The sequence below is a fragment of the Bacillus cereus group sp. MYBK216-1 genome (assembly GCF_051916495.1).
GTDB classification, from domain to species: Bacteria; Bacillota; Bacilli; order Bacillales; family Bacillaceae_G; genus Bacillus_A; species Bacillus_A thuringiensis_K.
In genome coordinates, this window is record NZ_JBQAGT010000004.1 from 30,280 (window position 1) to 48,872 (window position 18,593).

Consider the following 18,593-nt stretch of genomic DNA (forward strand, 5'->3'; position numbering starts at 1 on the left):
TGAACGGCATATACGCTTAGTAGGGATGAACGCACATTTAAGCGTTATTAAAAAAGTGGAAGCATACGTGCTTCAATTAGGGTGGCACCACGGGTATAATACTCTCGTCCCTACTGTTCAAACAGTAGAGGCGGGAGTTTTTTTATTTTTATTAAGATTAAAACAATTTGAGGAGGAACTGAATATGTCTATTCAAATCCCACGGGGAACGCAAGATATTCTTCCAGGCACTGTTGAGTTATGGCAGTATATCGAAGGGCAAGCACGCGAAATTTGCCGTCGTTACAATTATAAAGAAATTCGTACACCGATTTTTGAACACACTGAGTTATTTTTACGTGGTGTTGGTGATACGACAGATATCGTACAAAAAGAAATGTACTCATTCCAAGATCGTGGAGAGCGCAGCTTAACATTACGTCCAGAAGGCACTGCACCTGTTGTACGTTCTTACGTTGAAAATAAAATGTTCGGTGACGCAACACAACCAACGAAATTATATTATATCGGTCAAATGTTCCGTTATGAAAGACCACAAGCGGGTCGCTATCGTCAATTCGTACAATTCGGTATCGAAGCAATCGGCAGTAATGACCCTGCAATTGATGCAGAAGTAATTGCACTTGCTGTTGAATTTTACCGCGGCATGGGCTTAAAAAATATTAAAGTTGTATTAAACAGTTTAGGTGACACAGCAAGCCGTCAAGCACACCGTGATGCATTAATCGCACACTTTGAGCCACGTATCGGTGAGTTCTGTTCTGACTGTCAATCTCGTTTAGAAAAGAACCCTCTTCGTATTTTAGATTGTAAGAAGGACCGTAACCATGAATTAATGGGAACAGCACCATCTATTACAGAATACTTAAACGAAGATTCAGCAGTATACTACGACAAAGTTCAAGAACTATTAACGATGATGGATGTTCCATTTGAAAAAGATCCGAACTTAGTACGTGGTTTAGACTACTACCAACACACTGTATTTGAAATTATGAGTGAGGCAGAAGGTTTCGGTGCTATCACTACATTAAGTGGTGGTGGACGTTACAACGGACTTGTACAAGAAATCGGTGGACCAGAAATGCCAGGTATCGGTTTTGCGATGAGTATTGAACGTTTAATTATGGCGCTAAAAGCTGAAAATATTGAATTACCAATTGAACATAGCATTGATTGTTACGTTGTAGCGCTTGGTGAAAAAGCAAAAGATCATGCTGCAAAAGTTGCGTTTGATCTTCGAAAAGCTGGATTATCAGTTGAGAAAGATTATTTAGACCGCAAAATGAAAGCACAATTTAAATCAGCAGATCGTCTAAAAGCGAAATTTGTAGCTGTATTAGGGGAAGATGAGCTAGATAAAGGCATCATTAACTTAAAAGATATGGCAACGGGCGAACAAGAAGAAGTAGCATTAGATGTATTTGCTTCATACGTAGCAGAGAAATTAATATAGGGGGAACTTACAGTGGCTGAAAGAACACATTCATGTGGAAAAGTAACAGTAGAAGCAGTTGGACAGACGGTTCAATTAAAAGGTTGGGTACAAAAACGCCGTGACTTAGGTGGATTAATCTTTATCGATTTACGTGACCGTACAGGTATCGTACAAGTTGTATTTAACCCAGAAACATCAAAAGAAGCGTTAGAAGTAGCAGAAACAATTCGTAGCGAATACGTATTACACGTAGAAGGTACAGTTGTTGAACGTGGTGAAGGCGCAATTAATGACAATATGGCGACTGGTCGTATTGAAGTACAAGCAATAAAAGTAAATGTACTAAATGCAGCGAAAACAACGCCAATTATCATTGCTGATGATACAGATGCATCAGAAGATGTGCGTTTAAAATATCGTTATTTAGACTTACGTCGTCCCGTAATGTTCAACACATTCAAAATGCGTCACGACGTAACAAAAACAATTCGTAACTTCCTAGATACAGAAGAGTTCTTAGAAGTAGAAACACCAATTTTAACGAAAAGCACGCCAGAAGGAGCTCGTGACTATTTAGTACCAAGTCGTGTACATGATGGTGAATTCTATGCGTTACCACAGTCTCCACAGCTATTTAAACAGCTTCTTATGGTCGGCGGATTTGAGCGCTACTATCAAGTAGCACGCTGTTTCCGTGACGAAGATTTACGTGCAGACCGTCAACCTGAATTCACGCAAATCGATATCGAAGCTTCATTCTTAACACAAGATGAAATTTTAGATATGATGGAGCGTATGATGACGAAAGTTATGAAGGATGCAAAGGGTGTAGAAGTTAGTGCACCATTCCCTCGTATGAAATATGCTGATGCAATGGCTCGCTACGGTTCTGATAAGCCAGATACACGCTTTGAAATGGAACTAACAGACTTATCTGAGTTTGCAGCAGGTTGTGGCTTTAAAGTGTTTACAAGTGCTGTAGAAAGCGGCGGACAAGTAAAAGCAATTAATGCAAAAGGCGCTGCGAGCAAATACTCTCGCAAAGACATCGATGCATTAACTGAATTCGTGAAAGTATACGGTGCGAAAGGTCTAGCTTGGCTTAAAGTGGAAGAAGACGGCCTAAAAGGACCGATTGCGAAATTCTTCAGTGAAGAAGATGCAAATGTGTTAATGAGCACATTAGAAGCTACTGCTGGCGACTTATTACTATTCGTAGCAGATAAGAAGAGCGTTGTTGCAGATAGCTTAGGCGCACTTCGTTTACGTCTAGGTAAAGAGCTTGAGCTAATTGACGAAAGTAAATTTAACTTCCTATGGGTAACGGATTGGCCACTTCTTGAGTACGATGAAGATGCAGATCGTTACTTCGCAGCTCACCACCCATTCACAATGCCATTCCGTGAAGACGTTGAGTTACTAGAAACAGCACCAGAAAAAGCACGTGCACAAGCATATGACCTTGTATTAAACGGTTATGAGCTTGGTGGTGGATCACTTCGTATTTACGAGCGTGACGTACAAGAAAAAATGTTCAAAGCACTTGGATTCTCACAAGAAGAAGCGCAAGAGCAATTCGGATTCTTATTAGAAGCATTCGAATACGGTACACCACCACACGGCGGAATCGCATTAGGTTTAGATCGTCTTGTTATGTTACTTGCAGGCCGTACGAACCTTCGTGATACAATTGCATTCCCGAAAACAGCAAGCGCAAGCTGCTTATTAACAGAAGCTCCAAGCCCAGTTGCAGAAGCGCAGCTTGAAGAGTTAAACTTAAAATTAAAATTAAGCTTAAAAGAAGAGAAGTAAGAATAGGGTCTAGATGGTTATACTAATACCATCTAGACTTTTTTTGGAAGGAAGTTAAAAAAGTCCGGTTCAGATAACTGTCGCATCTCATCGTTATGTATGCTAGTCCGGTGCTCGAGTAGTAACTCTACACTACGCTTCTCCTATCATACGTGCCTCGATCTGTTCGGTTCTCTGAATCAAACGTGTATTTAGGAAGAAAGAAAATTCTGGTCTATGTTTTCATTCTCGAAATATGTATTTTTAGGAATTCTATAACTTTTTCTATACAAATAGTCGGAAAAACGCTAGAATACATGGTAGACCATTTTTGTAATAGGAGTGTAGAGCTGAATGTTACATCAATTTTCACGTAATGAATTAGCCTTCGGTAAAGAAGGACTTGAAATATTAAAAAATAGTACAGTCGGTATTTTAGGAATTGGCGGCGTAGGTTCTTTTGCAGCTGAAGCGTTAGCACGTTCTGGCGTAGGACGTCTCGTATTAGTTGATAAAGACGTTGTAGATATTACAAACGTAAACCGTCAAATTCACGCTTTAGTATCTACTGTAGGACGTTCAAAAGTAGAATTAATGAAAGAGCGTATCGCAGACATTAACCCAGAGTGTGAAGTAATTGGACTAGAAATGTTTTATACAGATGAAACATATGAAGAGTTCTTTAAGCACGGTTTGGACTTCGTAGTGGATGCATCTGATACGATTACGTTCAAAATTCATTTAATTAAACAGTGCTTACGTCGCAAAATTAAAATTATCTCGAGTATGGGTGCTGCAAATAAAATGGACCCAACTCGTTTCCGTATTGCAGATATCTCTAAAACACATACAGATCCAATTGCGAAAGTCATTCGTACGAAGCTTCGTAAAGAGGGTATTAAAAAAGGTGTAAAAGTTGTCTTTTCTGACGAAAACCCAATCGTAATTCGTGAAGAGGTACGTAAAGAAATTGTACCAGACGAAAATGCAAAAATTCGTAAAGCGAAATTACCGCCTTCATCAAATGCATTCGTACCATCAGTGGCAGGCCTAATTATGGCAAGTCACGTTGTACGTGAACGTATTAAAAACGTAGAAGTGAAGCGTGTAGGGCAAGAATAAAGTGAAAGCATATATCCATTTCGGATATATGCTTTTTTATATGTATTAAAGAAATATGGATATTTGCATCACTACTAGTTCAAATGTAAGTAAGGTTAGTAAGTAATAATCATATTTATCTGATTTATAGGCGGACGTCTTGTGTAGACTTTTAATGGTGAAAAGAGCTAAAGTCAGGATGAGAAGGCCAAGAGTTATTTTGAAGATTATGAATGAAATAGCAACCATCTCCCTTTAAAGATATATGTTTACAATAACATTTTAGTAAAAATTATCTAATAAACATTAGGAGTTTCCTTGTATGACAGGGAGGAGTGTTATTGTCAATCTTTGTCGAATCGTTGATATATTGCAAGTTGTGATAGAAATATTTGAAAAATCGTTAATATAATTTCATTTACCGACACGCGCATATATATGTACGCTTCACCAAAAACAAACAGGGATGTCACTCAGTTAAAAAAGTGACATCCCTGTTTTTAATTCTCTGCAGAATAAATAATATCTAAATTCCCGTTTTGATCAGTTTTGAAAATCGGGGCAATTTGCTCTTCTTGCTCTTCGACTGAAACAAGTTTTCGAGCACGATCCATAATTCGAACAAGCATCGCGTAATCTTCTTCGATTGCTTGTTGTTTTTTTGTGAGTACCGCTAATTTCGTTTCAAGTTCATGATTCGTTTTTTGCAGAGAAGTGAGCTGAGCTTGTAATACATCATTTTCAGTTTGCAACTTTGCAAGTGAAGGATTGTTATGTTCTAAATTTTGTAAAAATGAGATGACATTTTGCATTGTAAGATCTTGTTTACTTGGCGTAATATCTTCTGAAAAATCGGCGTCAATTACGAGTTGCTTCGTTTTTGTGAACCGATCTTTTTCTATATTAGCTTCAGAACGTTTTAATTCTTTACGTTGTTTTTTTGCAAGCTGCACCGCATCTTCGTAATTCGGTCTTACTTCAGCGTTCCATCTAAAGCCGCAAGCTGCTGAAGTCCGGTTCAACGCATCGCCAACTTCATCGAATGCTTTTATTTGTGTACTTCCGCTGCGAATATGTCGTAAAACAGTTTCTGCTAAAAGGAGATCATCTTCTTTTGTCCATGCATCTTGACGTGTTTTCATAAGCGAAGCCTCCATAATGGTGACGTTTTCGTTTATGTTACCCTTTATTTTTCGTTTTATTCGAAGTTTGTAATCTTTCATAAACAGTAGAAAGAGCTTGCTCAAATTTCCCTGTCGTTTTCGGTTTATAATATTGCTTGCTTTTTATTTTATCAGGTAAGTATTGTTGCCTTACCCAGCCGTTTGGATGGTCGTGTGGATATAAATATCCAATGCCTCTTCCAAGTGATTCTGCGCCTTTGTAATGACTATCTTTTAAATGGCTTGGAATGTCACCTGTTTGACCGTTGCGTAAATCTTGTAATGCAGCATCCAGTGCTTTATAAGCTGAATTTGATTTTGGTGATAAGCATAGCTCGATAACGGCATTTGCAAGTGGGATGCGTGCTTCTGGGAATCCAACTCGTTCAGCTGATTCAATTGCAGCTAGTGTACGTGGTCCAGCTTGTGGGCTAGCAAGTCCAATATCTTCATAAGCCATAATAAGAAGGCGTCTGCCAATACTTTGTAAATCACCTGCTTCAATAAGGCGTGCTAAATAATGGAGCGCTGCATTTACATCACTTCCGCGCACTGATTTTTGAAATGCTGATAATACGTCATAATGAGCATCGCCGCCTTTGTCGTGAACGAAGCTCTTCTTTTGTAAGCATTCTTCTGCAATCTCGAGTGTGATTTCAGCCGCTTGATCGTCTGTAGTAAAGCTAGATAATACAGCAAGCTCAAGTGCGTTATAAGCGGAACGCATATCACCACCAGAGGCGTTTGCAAAGTGATGTAGTGCGTCATCTGTTACCGTTACTGCATATTCTCCAAGGCCTTTTTCTTTATCTTCTAAAGCTCTTTTTAACCCAATTAAAATATCATCTTCTGTTAGTGCGTGTAATTCGAAAATTTGACACCTGCTTCGAATAGCGGAGTTTATTGCATGGAATGGATTACTTGTCGTAGCACCAATTAAAGTAAGAAGTCCGCTTTCTAAGTGAGGTAATAGAAAGTCTTGCTTTGCTTTATCTAGACGGTGAACTTCATCTAAAATTAAAACGAGGTGTCGATGCATCTTCGCTTCTTGTACGACAACTTCCATATCTTTTTTATTGTGAGTAACAGCATTCAATAGACGAAACGGGGTACCGGTACTTCCAGCAATTGCACTGGCAATGGATGTTTTTCCTGTACCTGGAGGACCGTATAAAATCATAGATTGAAAATGATTGGCTTGGACCATTCGCCATAAAATCTTTCCTTCACCAACTAAATGTTGTTGCCCAATAATTTCTTGAATATTTGTAGGGCGCATTCGATGTGCGAGTGGTTGTTTCATTTGGACCGTCTCCCTTAATATATAATCTCGTTCTATCGTATCATTTTTTTCTACGAAATTTGAAATAGGATGCTGTTTTATGGGAAAAATGAAGGATAATATTTTCATTTTTCTTTCAATTGTAATAATTTCCGAGTTTTTCAATGTGATTTTATGTTATCATTTTGATACACAAGTTGAAATTTCTTATAATACTATATTATGCTATAATTTCATAGGATTTTAAATTGTGTTCTTTTTATAAATAAGATATAACCAATAGAAGTGAAAATTTGAAACGAGGTGCAAAATAGATGAAGATTTCAACAAAAGGCCGCTATGGCTTAACAATTATGATTGATCTTGCAAAAAAGTTTGGTGAAGGTCCGATTTCATTAAAATCAATTGCGCAGGCGCATGACTTATCCGAGCATTACTTAGAGCAATTAATTTCACCGCTTCGTAACGCTCGTCTTGTAAAGAGTACGCGCGGGGCATATGGCGGATATGTATTATCTGATCAACCGGCTAACATTACAGCTGGTGATGTAATACGTGTATTAGAGGGACCGATTAGTGTTGTAGAAATGATAGAAGAAGAAGAGCCAGCACAGCGCCAGTTATGGATGCGTGTTCGTGATGCGGTGCAAGAAGTGTTAGATAGTACAACGTTAGAAGATTTAGTACGTTATGAGGAAGAAAATCACGGGGGCTATATGTTTTACATTTAATTCCTTGTGAAACGATTTGGAAAGAAGGAGATTTAATGGAACGCATTTACTTAGATCATGCTGCGACATCTCCGACTCACCCAGAAGTGGTCGAAAAGATGATTCCATATATGACAGAAATATTCGGGAACCCGTCTAGTATTCACTTTTATGGACGTCAAACTCGTCACACAGTAGATGAGGCGAGACGAGTGTGTGCACGCAGCATTCATGCGAATCCGAATGAAATTATATTTACGAGCGGTGGTACAGAAGCTGATAATTTAGCGCTTATAGGTGTAGCACGTGCGAATCGTCATAAAGGTAACCACATAATAACGACGCAAATTGAACATCATGCGATTTTGCATACGTGCGAATTGTTAGAGCGTGAAGGGTTTGAAGTGACATATTTACCTGTCGATGAAACAGGGCGCATTCAAGTTTCTGACATACAAAAGGCATTAACAGAAAAGACGATTCTTGTATCTGTTATGTTTGGGAATAATGAAGTAGGGACGATGCAACCGATTGTGGAAATAGGAAAGCTGTTAAAAGAGCATCAAGCGTATTTCCATACAGATGCGGTACAAGCTTACGGTTTAGTAGAAATTAATGTGAAAGAGTTTGGTATTGATTTATTATCAATTTCAGCTCATAAAATTAATGGGCCAAAAGGTATAGGTTTCTTATACGCTGGTGCAAATGTGAAATTTGAACCGTTATTAATAGGCGGAGAGCAAGAAAGAAAACGCCGTGCTGGTACGGAAAATGTTCCTAGTATTGCTGGGCTTCAGCATGCAATTCTTATAGCTGAAAAAACTCGTGAGCAAAAAAATGCCCAATATGAAGAGTTTAAAGATATAATGGTATCTGTCTTCAAAAATGAAGGCATTACTTTCGAGGTAAACGGAAACTTAGAACATCGCTTACCGCATGTACTTAATATAAGTTTTACAGGAATGAACATTGAACCGTTTCTTGTGAACTTAGACCTAGCTGGCATTTCAGTATCAAGTGGTTCTGCTTGTACAGCTGGTTCGATTGATCCATCACATGTATTAGTAGCGATGTTTGGGAAAGACTCCGATCAAATACGTTCATCCGTACGCTTTAGTTTTGGACTTGGAAATACGAAAGAGCAAATTGAAAAAGCGGCGTACGAAACAGTGAAAATCGTGAAGCGATTAACACAAAATTAGCATGGGAGGTGACATGATGAACAAACTACCTCACGAAACACGCGTTGTCATCGGAATGTCCGGTGGCGTCGATTCATCTGTAGCAGCACTTTTATTAAAAGAGCAAGGTTATGATGTAATCGGAATTTTTATGAAAAACTGGGATGATACAGATGAGAATGGTGTCTGCACAGCAACAGAAGATTACAATGATGTAATTGAAGTGTGTAACCAAATTGGTATTCCGTATTATGCAGTAAACTTTGAAAAACAATACTGGGATAAAGTATTTACGTACTTCTTAGATGAGTACCGAGCTGGTCGTACACCAAACCCAGATGTAATGTGTAATAAAGAAATTAAATTTAAAGCATTTTTAGAGCATGCAATTGCGCTTGGTGCGGATTATGTGGCAACAGGCCATTATGCACGCGTTGCTTATATGGACGGCGAATATAAAATGCTTCGCGGTGTTGATGATAATAAAGATCAAACATATTTCTTAAATCAATTAAGCCAAGAGCAATTATCAAAAACAATGTTCCCGTTAGGTGAATTAAAGAAACCGCAAATTCGTGAAATGGCGAAAGAAGCTGGTTTAGCGACAGCGGCGAAAAAAGATAGTACAGGTATTTGCTTCATTGGTGAGCGTAACTTTAAAGATTTCTTAAGTAACTACTTACCGGCACAACCAGGTGTAATGCAAACATTATCTGGTGAAGTGAAAGGGAAGCATGACGGTTTAATGTATTATACAATTGGACAACGTCATGGCCTTGGAATTGGTGGTAATGGTGATCCATGGTTTGCTGTTGGGAAAAACCTAAAAGAAAACATTTTATATGTTGATCAAGGATTCCATAACGAACTTCTATATGGTGATGAAGTTATTGCCACCAATGTAGGATGGGTAAGTAACAAAGAAAAAGAAACAGAATTTAAGTGCACGGCGAAATTCCGTTATCGTCAAGAAGACAATAAAGTAACGGTTCAAATCGTTGATGAAAATACAGTTCGTATTCTTTGTGATGAGCCAATTCGTGCAATTACACCAGGACAAGCAGTCGTTTTCTATGATGGAGATGAGTGCTTAGGCGGTGCTACAATTGATGAAGTATACCGTAGTGGTAAGAAATTGGATTATTTAGGATAAACGAGAAGCCTCTGCCGATTAGCGGTTAGAGGTTTCTTTTACATAAAGCGAATTTTCGTTCGCTTGGAAAATACATTCTTTGTTATAATTTGTTGTAGAGGTGAAGGACATGTCAAACAAACTTGAAACAGGTATTCAATATATGCAAGAAGGAAATTGGGAAGAAGCAGCTAAAAATTTTACAGAAGCAATCGAAGAAAATCCGAAAGATGCGCTGGGATACATTAATTTTGCAAATTTATTAGACGTATTAGGTGATAGTGAGCGAGCGATTTTATTTTATAAACGTGCACTAGAGTTAGATGATAAATCTGCAGCTGCCTATTATGGTTTAGGAAACGTATATTACGGCCAAGAGCAATTTAATGAGGCGAAAGCTGTATTTGAACAAGCAATGCAAGCTGGGTTACAATCAGCTGATGTAACATTTATGGTAGGTATCACACATGTGCAGCTTGGAAATGATCGTCTTGCACTACCATTCTTACAAAGAGCAACAGAATTAGATGAAAACGATGTAGAAGCTGTATTCCAGTGTGGACTTTGCTTCGCGCGACTAGAACACATTCAAGAGGCGAAACCTTATTTTGAAAAGGTATTAGAAATGGATGAAGAGCATGCAGATGCGTATTACAATTTAGGTGTTGCGTACGTATTTGAGGAAAATAATGAGAAGGCTCTCGCTTTATTTAAGAAAGCAACTGAAATTCAGCCAGATCACTTTTTAGCGGGGAATGGCATTCGTTTATTAGAGCAAGAAGCTGAATAAGATAAAAATATAGTTTAATGGGTAGTTATCCCTCATCTAAAAAGGTGGGGGATGTACTGCTCATTAAAGTGAAAATATCGGAAAGGAGAGGAAAGATGGGAAATCAACATGCAATGGATTTGTTTGAGGAAGAGAAAAAGTTTATAAAAGCGCAAGTTCTTCATACCATTTTCCACAACGAAGAAAACCTCTATTCCGTTGTCAGTATGAAAGTCATTGAAACGAATGAAACATATGACGAAAAGAAAGTAATGATAAACGGTCATTTTCCCCGCATGCATGAAGATGAAGTGTTTACATTGACAGGTCACTTTAAGGACCATCCAAAGTATGGAAAACAATATATGGTTGAAACATTTAAAAAAGAATTGCCGCAAACAAAAGCAGGTATGGTGCAATATTTAGCGAGTGATTTATTTAAAGGGATAGGAAAGCGTACAGCTGAAAAAATTGTGGACCATCTCGGAGAACATGCTATTTCGAAAATTATGGATGACCCTGAGGCATTAAATGGTGTTGTTAATAAACAAAAGGCTCAGGAAATATATGAGACAATTGTTGAACATCAAGGGCTAGAGAAAGTAATGAGCTTTTTAAATGGCTACGGTTTTGGAACGAAACTTTCTATTAAGATTTACCAGCAATATAAAGAGATGACATTAGAAGTGATTCGTAATAATCCGTATCAACTTATCGAAGAAGTGGATGGGATTGGTTTTGGAAGAGCGGATGATATAGGGCGTGCGTTAGGGATATCGGGTAATCATGACGACCGTGTACGCGCAGGATGTTTTTACACATTAGAGAATGTCTCATTACAACTTGGTCACGTTTATATGAGGAAAGATCAACTTGTAAGAGAAACGATGTCACTTTTAAACAATCAAGAAGGAAGAGTGACTGAGGAAGATATTATAGGTTGTATTGAAACGATGCAAAGCGAAGGGAAAGTCATCATAGAAGAAGAACGAGTGTATTTAGCAACGTTATTCTACTCTGAGAAAGGTGTTGTAAAGTCTATTCGCAGGCTTATGAATCAAGAAGAAACACCTTCATTTCCAGAAGCAGAAGTGTTAAAAACGTTAGGTGAAATTGAAGAACAACTGAACGTACAATATGCACCGTTTCAGCAAGAAGCAATTCAAACGGCACTTCATAAACCGATGATGTTATTGACAGGTGGACCAGGAACAGGGAAAACAACAGTTATTAAAGGGATTGTTGAAATGTATGCATCACTACACGGGTTATCGTTAAATCCGAATGAATACAGTGATGATAATCCATTTCCAATACTATTAACAGCTCCAACAGGAAGAGCAGCGAAGCGAATGAGTGAATCAACAGGACTTCCAGCTTGCACAATTCACCGTTTACTTGGTTGGACGCCAGAAGGATCGTTCCAGCGTAATGAAACGGATCCTGTCCAAGGTAAGCTCCTTATTATCGATGAATTTTCAATGGTTGATATTTGGCTTGCAAATCAGCTATTTAAGTCGTTGCCGACGAACATTCAAGTTATCGTTGTAGGTGATGAAGATCAGTTGCCATCTGTAGGACCTGGACAAGTATTAAAAGATTTATTAAATGCAGGCGCAGTTCCGACAGTGAAGCTTACTGAAATTTATCGTCAAGCGGAAGGCTCATCAGTGATTCAACTTGCCCATGCGATAAAAAATGGAACTCTACCACCAGATTTAGCACAAAATCAAAAAGATCGTTCATTTATCGGCTGTACAGGAGCTCAAATTGTTGAGGTTGTGAAAAAAGTTTGTGAAAATGCTAAAACAAAAGGCTTTAGCGCAAGAGATGTACAAGTATTAGCACCGATGTACCGCGGGCCTGCTGGTATTAATGTATTAAACGAAGCGCTGCAACAAGTATTTAATCCGAAGAGGGAAAAGAGTAAAGAAATTGCTTACGGTGATGTTGTGTACCGAAGAGGCGATAAAGTACTGCAACTCGTGAATCAGCCGGAGAGCCAAGTGTTTAATGGTGATATTGGGGAAATTGTTTCGGTGTTTTATGCGAAAGAAAACGTTGAGCAACAAGATATGATTATCGTTTCGTTTGATGGAATTGAGGTAACGTATACGAAGCCCGATTTAAATCAAATTACGCATGCATATTGTTGTTCCATTCATAAATCACAAGGTAGTGAATTTCCGATTGTTATTATGCCAATCGTGAGGAGTTACAACCGTATGTTACGTCGTAATTTAATTTACACGGGCATTACAAGAAGTAAGAAGTTCCTTATTATTTGCGGAGAGGAAGCAGCTTTCCAATCTGGTGTAAATCGCCTTGATGATGCAATGCGTCAAACAACCTTAGCTAGTCGCTTGCAAGAATCACAAGGAGAAGTACAGATGGTCACAGTTAATGGCGAGGAAATGGACGTGGAAAACATTTCACCGTATGATTTCATGTAACAAGGTGAAATTATATAGTGAAACTTTCAAACGCATAGCGTTGAAAGGCTCCAGCAATGTATAAATGAATGCAGTTTGGACATAATGGCGAATAGAATCTGGGAGACTGTAAGGAGATGAAAGCCATATGTTCATTTGTCCAAATTGCAAAGGGAAAGACATTGGAAAAATAGGTGTCAACCAATTTTATTGCTGGAATTGTTATATCGAATTATCGGTTTCAAAGGGGAAAATCCATACACATCAAGTTGAGGAAGACGGTTCATTAAGCTCTCTTGATGATTTATTTGATGAGAATGAAAGAACGATCGGATAACGAAAAGGGGGATTTACTTTGAATCTACGCAATTCATTAATCGCATTAGGTGTTGGAGCTGCAGCATATCAATATGCTCGTAAACAAGATGTATTTTCAAAACGCAATATGAAAAAAGCACGTAAGATGATTAAGTCTTACTTATAATCATTTCGATAAAGTGAAAAACTCCCTTATAGACAAGGGAGTTTTTTTATGCACTCATATGTAAATAAAAAAGTCCGATTTCTGAGAAAAGATAAGATAGACCGTAGCAGCCAACGCCAAGTATTCCATACTGCCATAATTGCTTCGCTTTTTCTTTACGTGAGGAATGAATAAAGAACCCCTTCCAAATACCGAACCCGATACAAATCCATTCAAGAATCATAAAAAGTGCTGATAATCCAAGCATAAACAAAACCATAATTAGCCCTCCTGATTATATTAATTCATGCTGTATTCTCAGGGGTGGTTGTCCTTGTTATGTTATTTATATGTACGTCTTTAAAAAACAGTATGGTCCGTATGAAAAGATTTTAAAAGTTTCGCACATAACCTACCCCATTTATTTTCAAAATAAAGGTGGAGGAGGTTTTTCATGTGAAGAATCTTAAAATCATTTGGATATATCGTTTAGGATTATTGTTACTTGTTTTTCTTTGTCTGCTCGTCTTTTTAAAAATTAAGCCGCTATGGGCACCGATTATTTTTGTATTTAAAGTAGCAATCACGCCGTTTCTTATCGCGTGTTTTATTGCGTATTTATTGCACCCTTTAATTGAAAAAATTCATAAGGAAGGGATGCCCCGTACACTTGCCATTTTGCTCATTTATATCCTTTTCTTTGGCGGAATTGGTTATGGGATTTATAAAGGAACACCAGTCGTTATTAAACAGTTACAAGAGATTAATGAACAATTTCCCCAGTTTACAAAGATGTACGATTCGTGGATGGATGGCGTTACAGAACAAACAGCGAATTTCCCTTCGTTCATTCATGAAAAGGTGAAGCAACTTTTTGTGGGTGTGGAAACGAAGATTCAAGCGCTTTTAAATAAAGTGATGAGTACAGCTCGTGGTGTACTCGATTCATTGCTCATTATTTTCTTAATACCGTTCATTGTATTTTACATATTAAAAGATTATGGTGAGTTTTATCATATCTTTTGGAAACTAGTCCCAAGTAAATGGCGAGGTACGGGGCAAATGCTTGCGAAAGAAATTGATAAGTCACTTGGAAGTTATATTCGAGGCCAGTTATTTGTTTGTTTAGTATTAGGGGGAGTATCAGCTCTTTCTTTTTGGTTTATCGGTATGAAATATCCATTATTGCTTGGCATTATTATTGGGGTAACGGATATAATCCCATACTTCGGTCCTATTTTAGGAGCGATCCCGACGTTAATGATTGCAGCAACAGTATCAACGAGTTTACTTATTAAGGCGGGGATTACGATTGCGATTTTGCAATTTGTGGAGAGTAACATTTTATCGCCTTACATCGTTGGTAAGTCACTTCGTATGCATCCCGTTATTATTATGCTTGCCTTACTAGTTGGGGGAGAGGTAGCTGGGATTGTAGGATTGCTAATATCGGTTCCGATTTTAGCAGTTATTCGCACTGTCATTGTTCATGTGAGACCGCTCTTGAAAAAAGAAGATGTGTAAGTATAGAAGCCCTCTATGTAAGAAATAGAGGGCTAATCATATATTTATTTAGAAAGTTGCTCGTGTATTTTTTGAATGAGGGAGCTCACATCATTTGTTTGAATATGTTTTATTTTTTTCCATTCGTTATCATACATAAATATAATTTGATTGTTGAAAAGACGCTTTTGTTCTTTTAAATTAGAAATTTTTGCGAAAGAGTACTCTTCAAATATTGGATTCTTACTTACATCTGGCCCATAAAAGAATAGTCTTTTGTTCGTTAAAATTAGCAATCCTGGCCTTGCGACGGAACGATAAATAAATATGTCTAATGAACATGCTGCGTAAAATAATATCGTTTCGTCAGTCGCTAATATGTTTTTAGCTTTGTTAAGTAAGGTTGTCATTGTGATCGCTCCTTTATTTTATTAACAATAATTTAATTGTAGCAAAAAAAGTAATATTTAGAAATTTTTATAAATCATTCTTATAAGGAGATTCCGATTTGTTAATAAACGCATAATATATGAAAAGGCTGTTAAGAATGAATAGTAGAATACCTATGATTAATAAGCAATTAATACAATATAAATGATTATCTACATTGACAAACTTAAGAGAATTCTATTATATTTAGTCATATAATACATTAAATCAATGACGGAACAAGTACGTTACAGTCCATTTATAGAGAGAAGCTTCCATATGGCTGAAAGAAGCTTTAAATGAAGGGTAACAGAAAGCTAATCCTGAGAGCAGCTAATCACTGCCGTCTTGCCACGTTACGGCACCATGAGGTGATGAATTGATTGTTATTGTAATCAATTCATAATTAGGGTGGTATCGCGAGTTAACTCTCGTCCCTTTTATAGGGACGGGAGTTTTTTATATTTAAGGAGGAAAATACAATGAAACAACTAACAGGCGCACAAATTCGTCAAATGTTTTTAGACTTTTTCCAAGAAAAAGGACATGCAGTAGAACCTAGTGCATCACTAGTTCCACATGAAGATCCATCTCTTCTATGGATTAATAGTGGTGTAGCTACATTAAAAAAATATTTTGATGGACGTGTAATCCCACAAAATCCACGTATTACAAATGCTCAAAAATCAATTCGTACAAACGATATTGAAAACGTAGGGAAAACAGCTCGTCACCATACATTCTTTGAAATGTTAGGAAACTTCTCAATTGGTGATTACTTCAAAGAAGAAGCAATTACATGGGCTTGGGAATTCTTAACGAGCGACAAATGGATCGGATTCGATAAAGAATTACTATCAGTTACAATCCATCCAGAAGATGAAGAAGCATTCACAATTTGGAATGAGAAAATGGGCGTTCCAAAAGAGCGTATTATCCGCTTAGAAGAAAACTTCTGGGATATCGGTGAAGGGCCAAGTGGACCGAATACAGAGATTTTCTATGACCGCGGAGAAGCTTACGGTAATGACTTTAGTGACCCAGAATTATATCCAGGCGGAGAAAACGAGCGTTACTTAGAAGTATGGAACCTTGTATTCTCTCAATTTAACCATAATCCAGACGGTTCATATACACCACTTCCTAAGAAAAACATTGATACAGGGATGGGTCTAGAGCGTATGACATCTATCGTTCAAGATGTACCTACGAACTTTGATACAGACCTATTCATGCCGATGATTGGTGCAACAGAAACAATTTCTGGTGAAAAATATCGTAATGGCGATTTAGAAAAAGATATGGCATTCAAAGTAATTGCTGACCATATCCGTACAGTAACATTCGCTGTTGGTGACGGTGCTCTTCCATCTAACGAAGGCCGTGGTTATGTATTACGTCGTTTATTACGCCGTGCGGTTCGTTATTCGAAGAAATTAAACATCAACCGTCCATTCATGTTTGAATTAGTAACGGTTGTTGGAGAAGTAATGAAAGACTTCTATCCAGAAGTACTTGAAAAGAAAGATTTCATCGCAAAAGTTGTGAAAAATGAAGAAGAGCGTTTCCACGAAACACTTCATGATGGTGAAGCAATTTTAGCTGAAGTTATCGCAAAAGCTAAAGAAGAAAAAACAACTGTTATTTCTGGAGTAGATGCGTTCCGTCTATATGACACATACGGTTTCCCAATTGAATTAACAGAAGAATATGCAGAAGAAGCTGGTATGACTGTTGATCATGAAGGCTTTGAAAATGAAATGGAAAAACAACGTGAGCGCGCACGTGCTGCTCGTCAAGATGTTGATTCTATGCAAGTTCAAGGCGGTGTCCTTGGAGAAGTGAAAGTAGCGAGTGAATTCGTTGGTTACGGTACAGTTGCAACAGAAAGTAACGTTGTTGCACTTGTGAAAAATGGCGAATACACAGACAGCTTACAAACAGGTGAAGAAGGACAATTAATGCTTGATGTAACACCATTCTATGCTGAGAGCGGTGGACAAATTGCAGACCGTGGTTACCTTCTTGCTGATGGCGTGAAAGTTCTTGTAAAAGATGTACAAAAAGCACCAAACGGACAAAACTTGCACAAAGTTGTTGTTGAAGAAGGTACATTAACGAAAGATGCGGCTGTAAAAGCTATTATCGATACGAAAAACCGTAGTAGCGTTGTGAAGAACCATACAGCAACTCACTTACTACACCAAGCATTAAAAGACGTACTTGGAACACACGTTAACCAAGCAGGTTCTCTTGTAACTTCTGAACGTCTACGCTTTGACTTCTCTCACTTCGGTCAAGTACAAGCTGACGAATTAGAAAAAATTGAGCGTATGGTAAACGAAAAAATTTGGGAAAGTATTGATGTTGAGATTTCTCAAAAAGCAATCGAAGAAGCGAAAGAAATGGGCGCAATGGCATTATTCGGTGAAAAATACGGAGATGTTGTACGCGTTGTACAAGTTGGCGATTACAGCTTAGAGCTTTGTGGTGGTTGTCACGTTGATAATACAGCTTCTATCGGTATTTTCAAAATCGTTGCTGAGTCTGGTATTGGTGCAGGAACTCGTCGTATTGAAGCAGTAACTGGTAAGTCTGCATACGAATTAATGAACGATCAAGTAGGTTTATTAAAAGAAGCAGCAGGAAAAATGAAAACAAATCCGAAAGATATTTTAACAAGAGTTGATGGTCTATTTGCTGAAGTGAAACAACTGCAAAAAGAAAATGAATCTCTTGCTGCGAAATTAAGCAATATCGAAGCTGGAAACTTAACTGATTCTGTAATGACAGTTGATGGTGTGAATGTATTAGCAGCGAAAGTAAATGTTGCAGATATGAACAACTTACGTACGATGATGGATGATCTGAAAAATAAATTAGAGTCAGCAGTTGTTGTATTGGCGTCTGTTAATGACGATAAAGTAAACATCCTAGCAGGTGTAACGAAAGACTTAATTGGCCAAGGTTACCATGCTGGTAAACTTGTGAAAGAAGTAGCTTCTCGTTGCGGCGGTGGCGGTGGTGGCCGTCCTGATATGGCACAAGCAGGCGGTAAAAACCCAGCTCAAGTCGAAGAAGCTTTAGCATTTGTACAAGAGTACGTTAAATCTGTTTCAAAATAAAGAGATAGTAGTGTACAATGGTAGGGAGAGGAGAAGTTCTTCTCCCTATACTTACTATATAAGTGAGGTGCTTG

Annotated in this window: 16 protein-coding genes and 2 other annotated features (1 of these 18 running past the window's edge); of the genes, 12 read left to right on the forward strand and 4 right to left on the reverse strand. The window is 37.9% G+C overall.

What is annotated here, in order from left to right:
- Positions 1–115 (forward strand) — a binding site (T-box leader) (it extends 116 nt beyond the left edge of the window).
- 69 nt (positions 116–184) lie between these two features.
- The 3 genes from hisS to ACTFRH_RS14555 all read left to right on the forward strand — a co-directional run bounded on the left by hisS (position 185) and on the right by ACTFRH_RS14555 (position 4,351).
- Complete coding sequence (hisS, locus tag ACTFRH_RS14545) at positions 185–1,456, forward strand: histidine--tRNA ligase (protein WP_033673109.1); 1,272 nt, start codon at positions 185–187, stop codon at positions 1,454–1,456.
- A 12-nt stretch (positions 1,457–1,468) separates the two neighbouring features.
- On the forward strand, positions 1,469–3,250 hold the full coding sequence (gene aspS / locus ACTFRH_RS14550) for an aspartate--tRNA ligase (protein WP_000840925.1): 1,782 nt from the start codon (positions 1,469–1,471) through the stop codon (positions 3,248–3,250).
- 333 nt (positions 3,251–3,583) lie between these two features.
- Positions 3,584–4,351 carry a tRNA threonylcarbamoyladenosine dehydratase gene (locus ACTFRH_RS14555; protein WP_000903177.1) on the forward strand — a complete coding sequence of 256 codons (768 nt, stop codon included), beginning with the start codon at positions 3,584–3,586 and terminating at the stop codon, positions 4,349–4,351.
- A gap of 479 nt (positions 4,352–4,830) precedes the next feature.
- Here the strand turns inward: ACTFRH_RS14555 and ACTFRH_RS14560 are convergent, their stop codons facing one another.
- A complete protein-coding gene (locus tag ACTFRH_RS14560; RefSeq protein WP_000857709.1) occupies positions 4,831–5,472 on the reverse strand; it encodes an RsfA family transcriptional regulator in 642 nt (213 codons plus the stop codon).
- A 37-nt stretch (positions 5,473–5,509) separates the two neighbouring features.
- Positions 5,510–6,796 (reverse strand): replication-associated recombination protein A, encoded by a 1,287-nt coding sequence (locus tag ACTFRH_RS14565; RefSeq protein ID WP_000812915.1) that lies wholly within the window; start codon positions 6,794–6,796, stop codon positions 5,510–5,512.
- Between the two features lie 293 nt (positions 6,797–7,089).
- Here ACTFRH_RS14565 and cymR point away from each other — a divergent pair, with 293 nt between their 5' ends.
- The 7 genes from cymR to ACTFRH_RS14600 all read left to right on the forward strand — a co-directional run bounded on the left by cymR (position 7,090) and on the right by ACTFRH_RS14600 (position 13,483).
- Positions 7,090–7,506 (forward strand): cysteine metabolism transcriptional regulator CymR, encoded by a 417-nt coding sequence (gene cymR, locus ACTFRH_RS14570; protein WP_000704116.1) that lies wholly within the window; start codon positions 7,090–7,092, stop codon positions 7,504–7,506.
- Between the two features lie 35 nt (positions 7,507–7,541).
- Complete coding sequence (locus tag ACTFRH_RS14575; RefSeq protein WP_000439895.1) at positions 7,542–8,687, forward strand: cysteine desulfurase family protein; 1,146 nt, start codon at positions 7,542–7,544, stop codon at positions 8,685–8,687.
- A gap of 16 nt (positions 8,688–8,703) precedes the next feature.
- The gene (gene mnmA / locus ACTFRH_RS14580; protein ID WP_001038010.1) at positions 8,704–9,819 is read left to right on the forward strand and encodes a tRNA 2-thiouridine(34) synthase MnmA; all 1,116 of its coding nucleotides are present in this window, start codon (positions 8,704–8,706) and stop codon (positions 9,817–9,819) included.
- A gap of 109 nt (positions 9,820–9,928) precedes the next feature.
- Positions 9,929–10,588, forward strand: coding sequence for a tetratricopeptide repeat protein (locus tag ACTFRH_RS14585; protein WP_000066405.1), 660 nt, complete (start codon positions 9,929–9,931; stop codon positions 10,586–10,588).
- Between the two features lie 95 nt (positions 10,589–10,683).
- Entirely contained in the window at positions 10,684–13,020 is a 2,337-nt protein-coding gene (gene recD2 / locus ACTFRH_RS14590) for an SF1B family DNA helicase RecD2 (RefSeq protein WP_000528087.1), read from the forward strand.
- A gap of 127 nt (positions 13,021–13,147) precedes the next feature.
- On the forward strand, positions 13,148–13,336 hold the full coding sequence (locus ACTFRH_RS14595) for a hypothetical protein (RefSeq protein ID WP_000469281.1): 189 nt from the start codon (positions 13,148–13,150) through the stop codon (positions 13,334–13,336).
- An 18-nt stretch (positions 13,337–13,354) separates the two neighbouring features.
- Positions 13,355–13,483 carry a YrzQ family protein gene (locus ACTFRH_RS14600; RefSeq protein ID WP_001053553.1) on the forward strand — a complete coding sequence of 43 codons (129 nt, stop codon included), beginning with the start codon at positions 13,355–13,357 and terminating at the stop codon, positions 13,481–13,483.
- 46 nt (positions 13,484–13,529) lie between these two features.
- On the opposite strand, the gene ACTFRH_RS14605 is transcribed toward ACTFRH_RS14600, so the two are convergent.
- On the reverse strand, positions 13,530–13,742 hold the full coding sequence (locus ACTFRH_RS14605; protein ID WP_000242536.1) for a hypothetical protein: 213 nt from the start codon (positions 13,740–13,742) through the stop codon (positions 13,530–13,532).
- Between the two features lie 176 nt (positions 13,743–13,918).
- Here ACTFRH_RS14605 and ACTFRH_RS14610 point away from each other — a divergent pair, with 176 nt between their 5' ends.
- Entirely contained in the window at positions 13,919–14,986 is a 1,068-nt protein-coding gene (locus ACTFRH_RS14610) for an AI-2E family transporter (RefSeq protein ID WP_000793128.1), read from the forward strand.
- Positions 14,987–15,030: 44 nt separating this feature from the next.
- Here the strand turns inward: ACTFRH_RS14610 and ACTFRH_RS14615 are convergent, their stop codons facing one another.
- Positions 15,031–15,375: a PH domain-containing protein gene (locus ACTFRH_RS14615; protein WP_000209463.1), complete on the reverse strand. Its 345-nt coding sequence runs from the start codon at positions 15,373–15,375 to the stop codon at positions 15,031–15,033.
- 241 nt (positions 15,376–15,616) lie between these two features.
- Positions 15,617–15,836 (forward strand) — a binding site (T-box leader).
- Positions 15,837–15,876: 40 nt separating this feature from the next.
- Here ACTFRH_RS14615 and alaS point away from each other — a divergent pair.
- Positions 15,877–18,519: an alanine--tRNA ligase gene (alaS, locus tag ACTFRH_RS14620; RefSeq protein ID WP_000811846.1), complete on the forward strand. Its 2,643-nt coding sequence runs from the start codon at positions 15,877–15,879 to the stop codon at positions 18,517–18,519.
- Positions 18,520–18,593 lie beyond the last annotated feature (74 nt).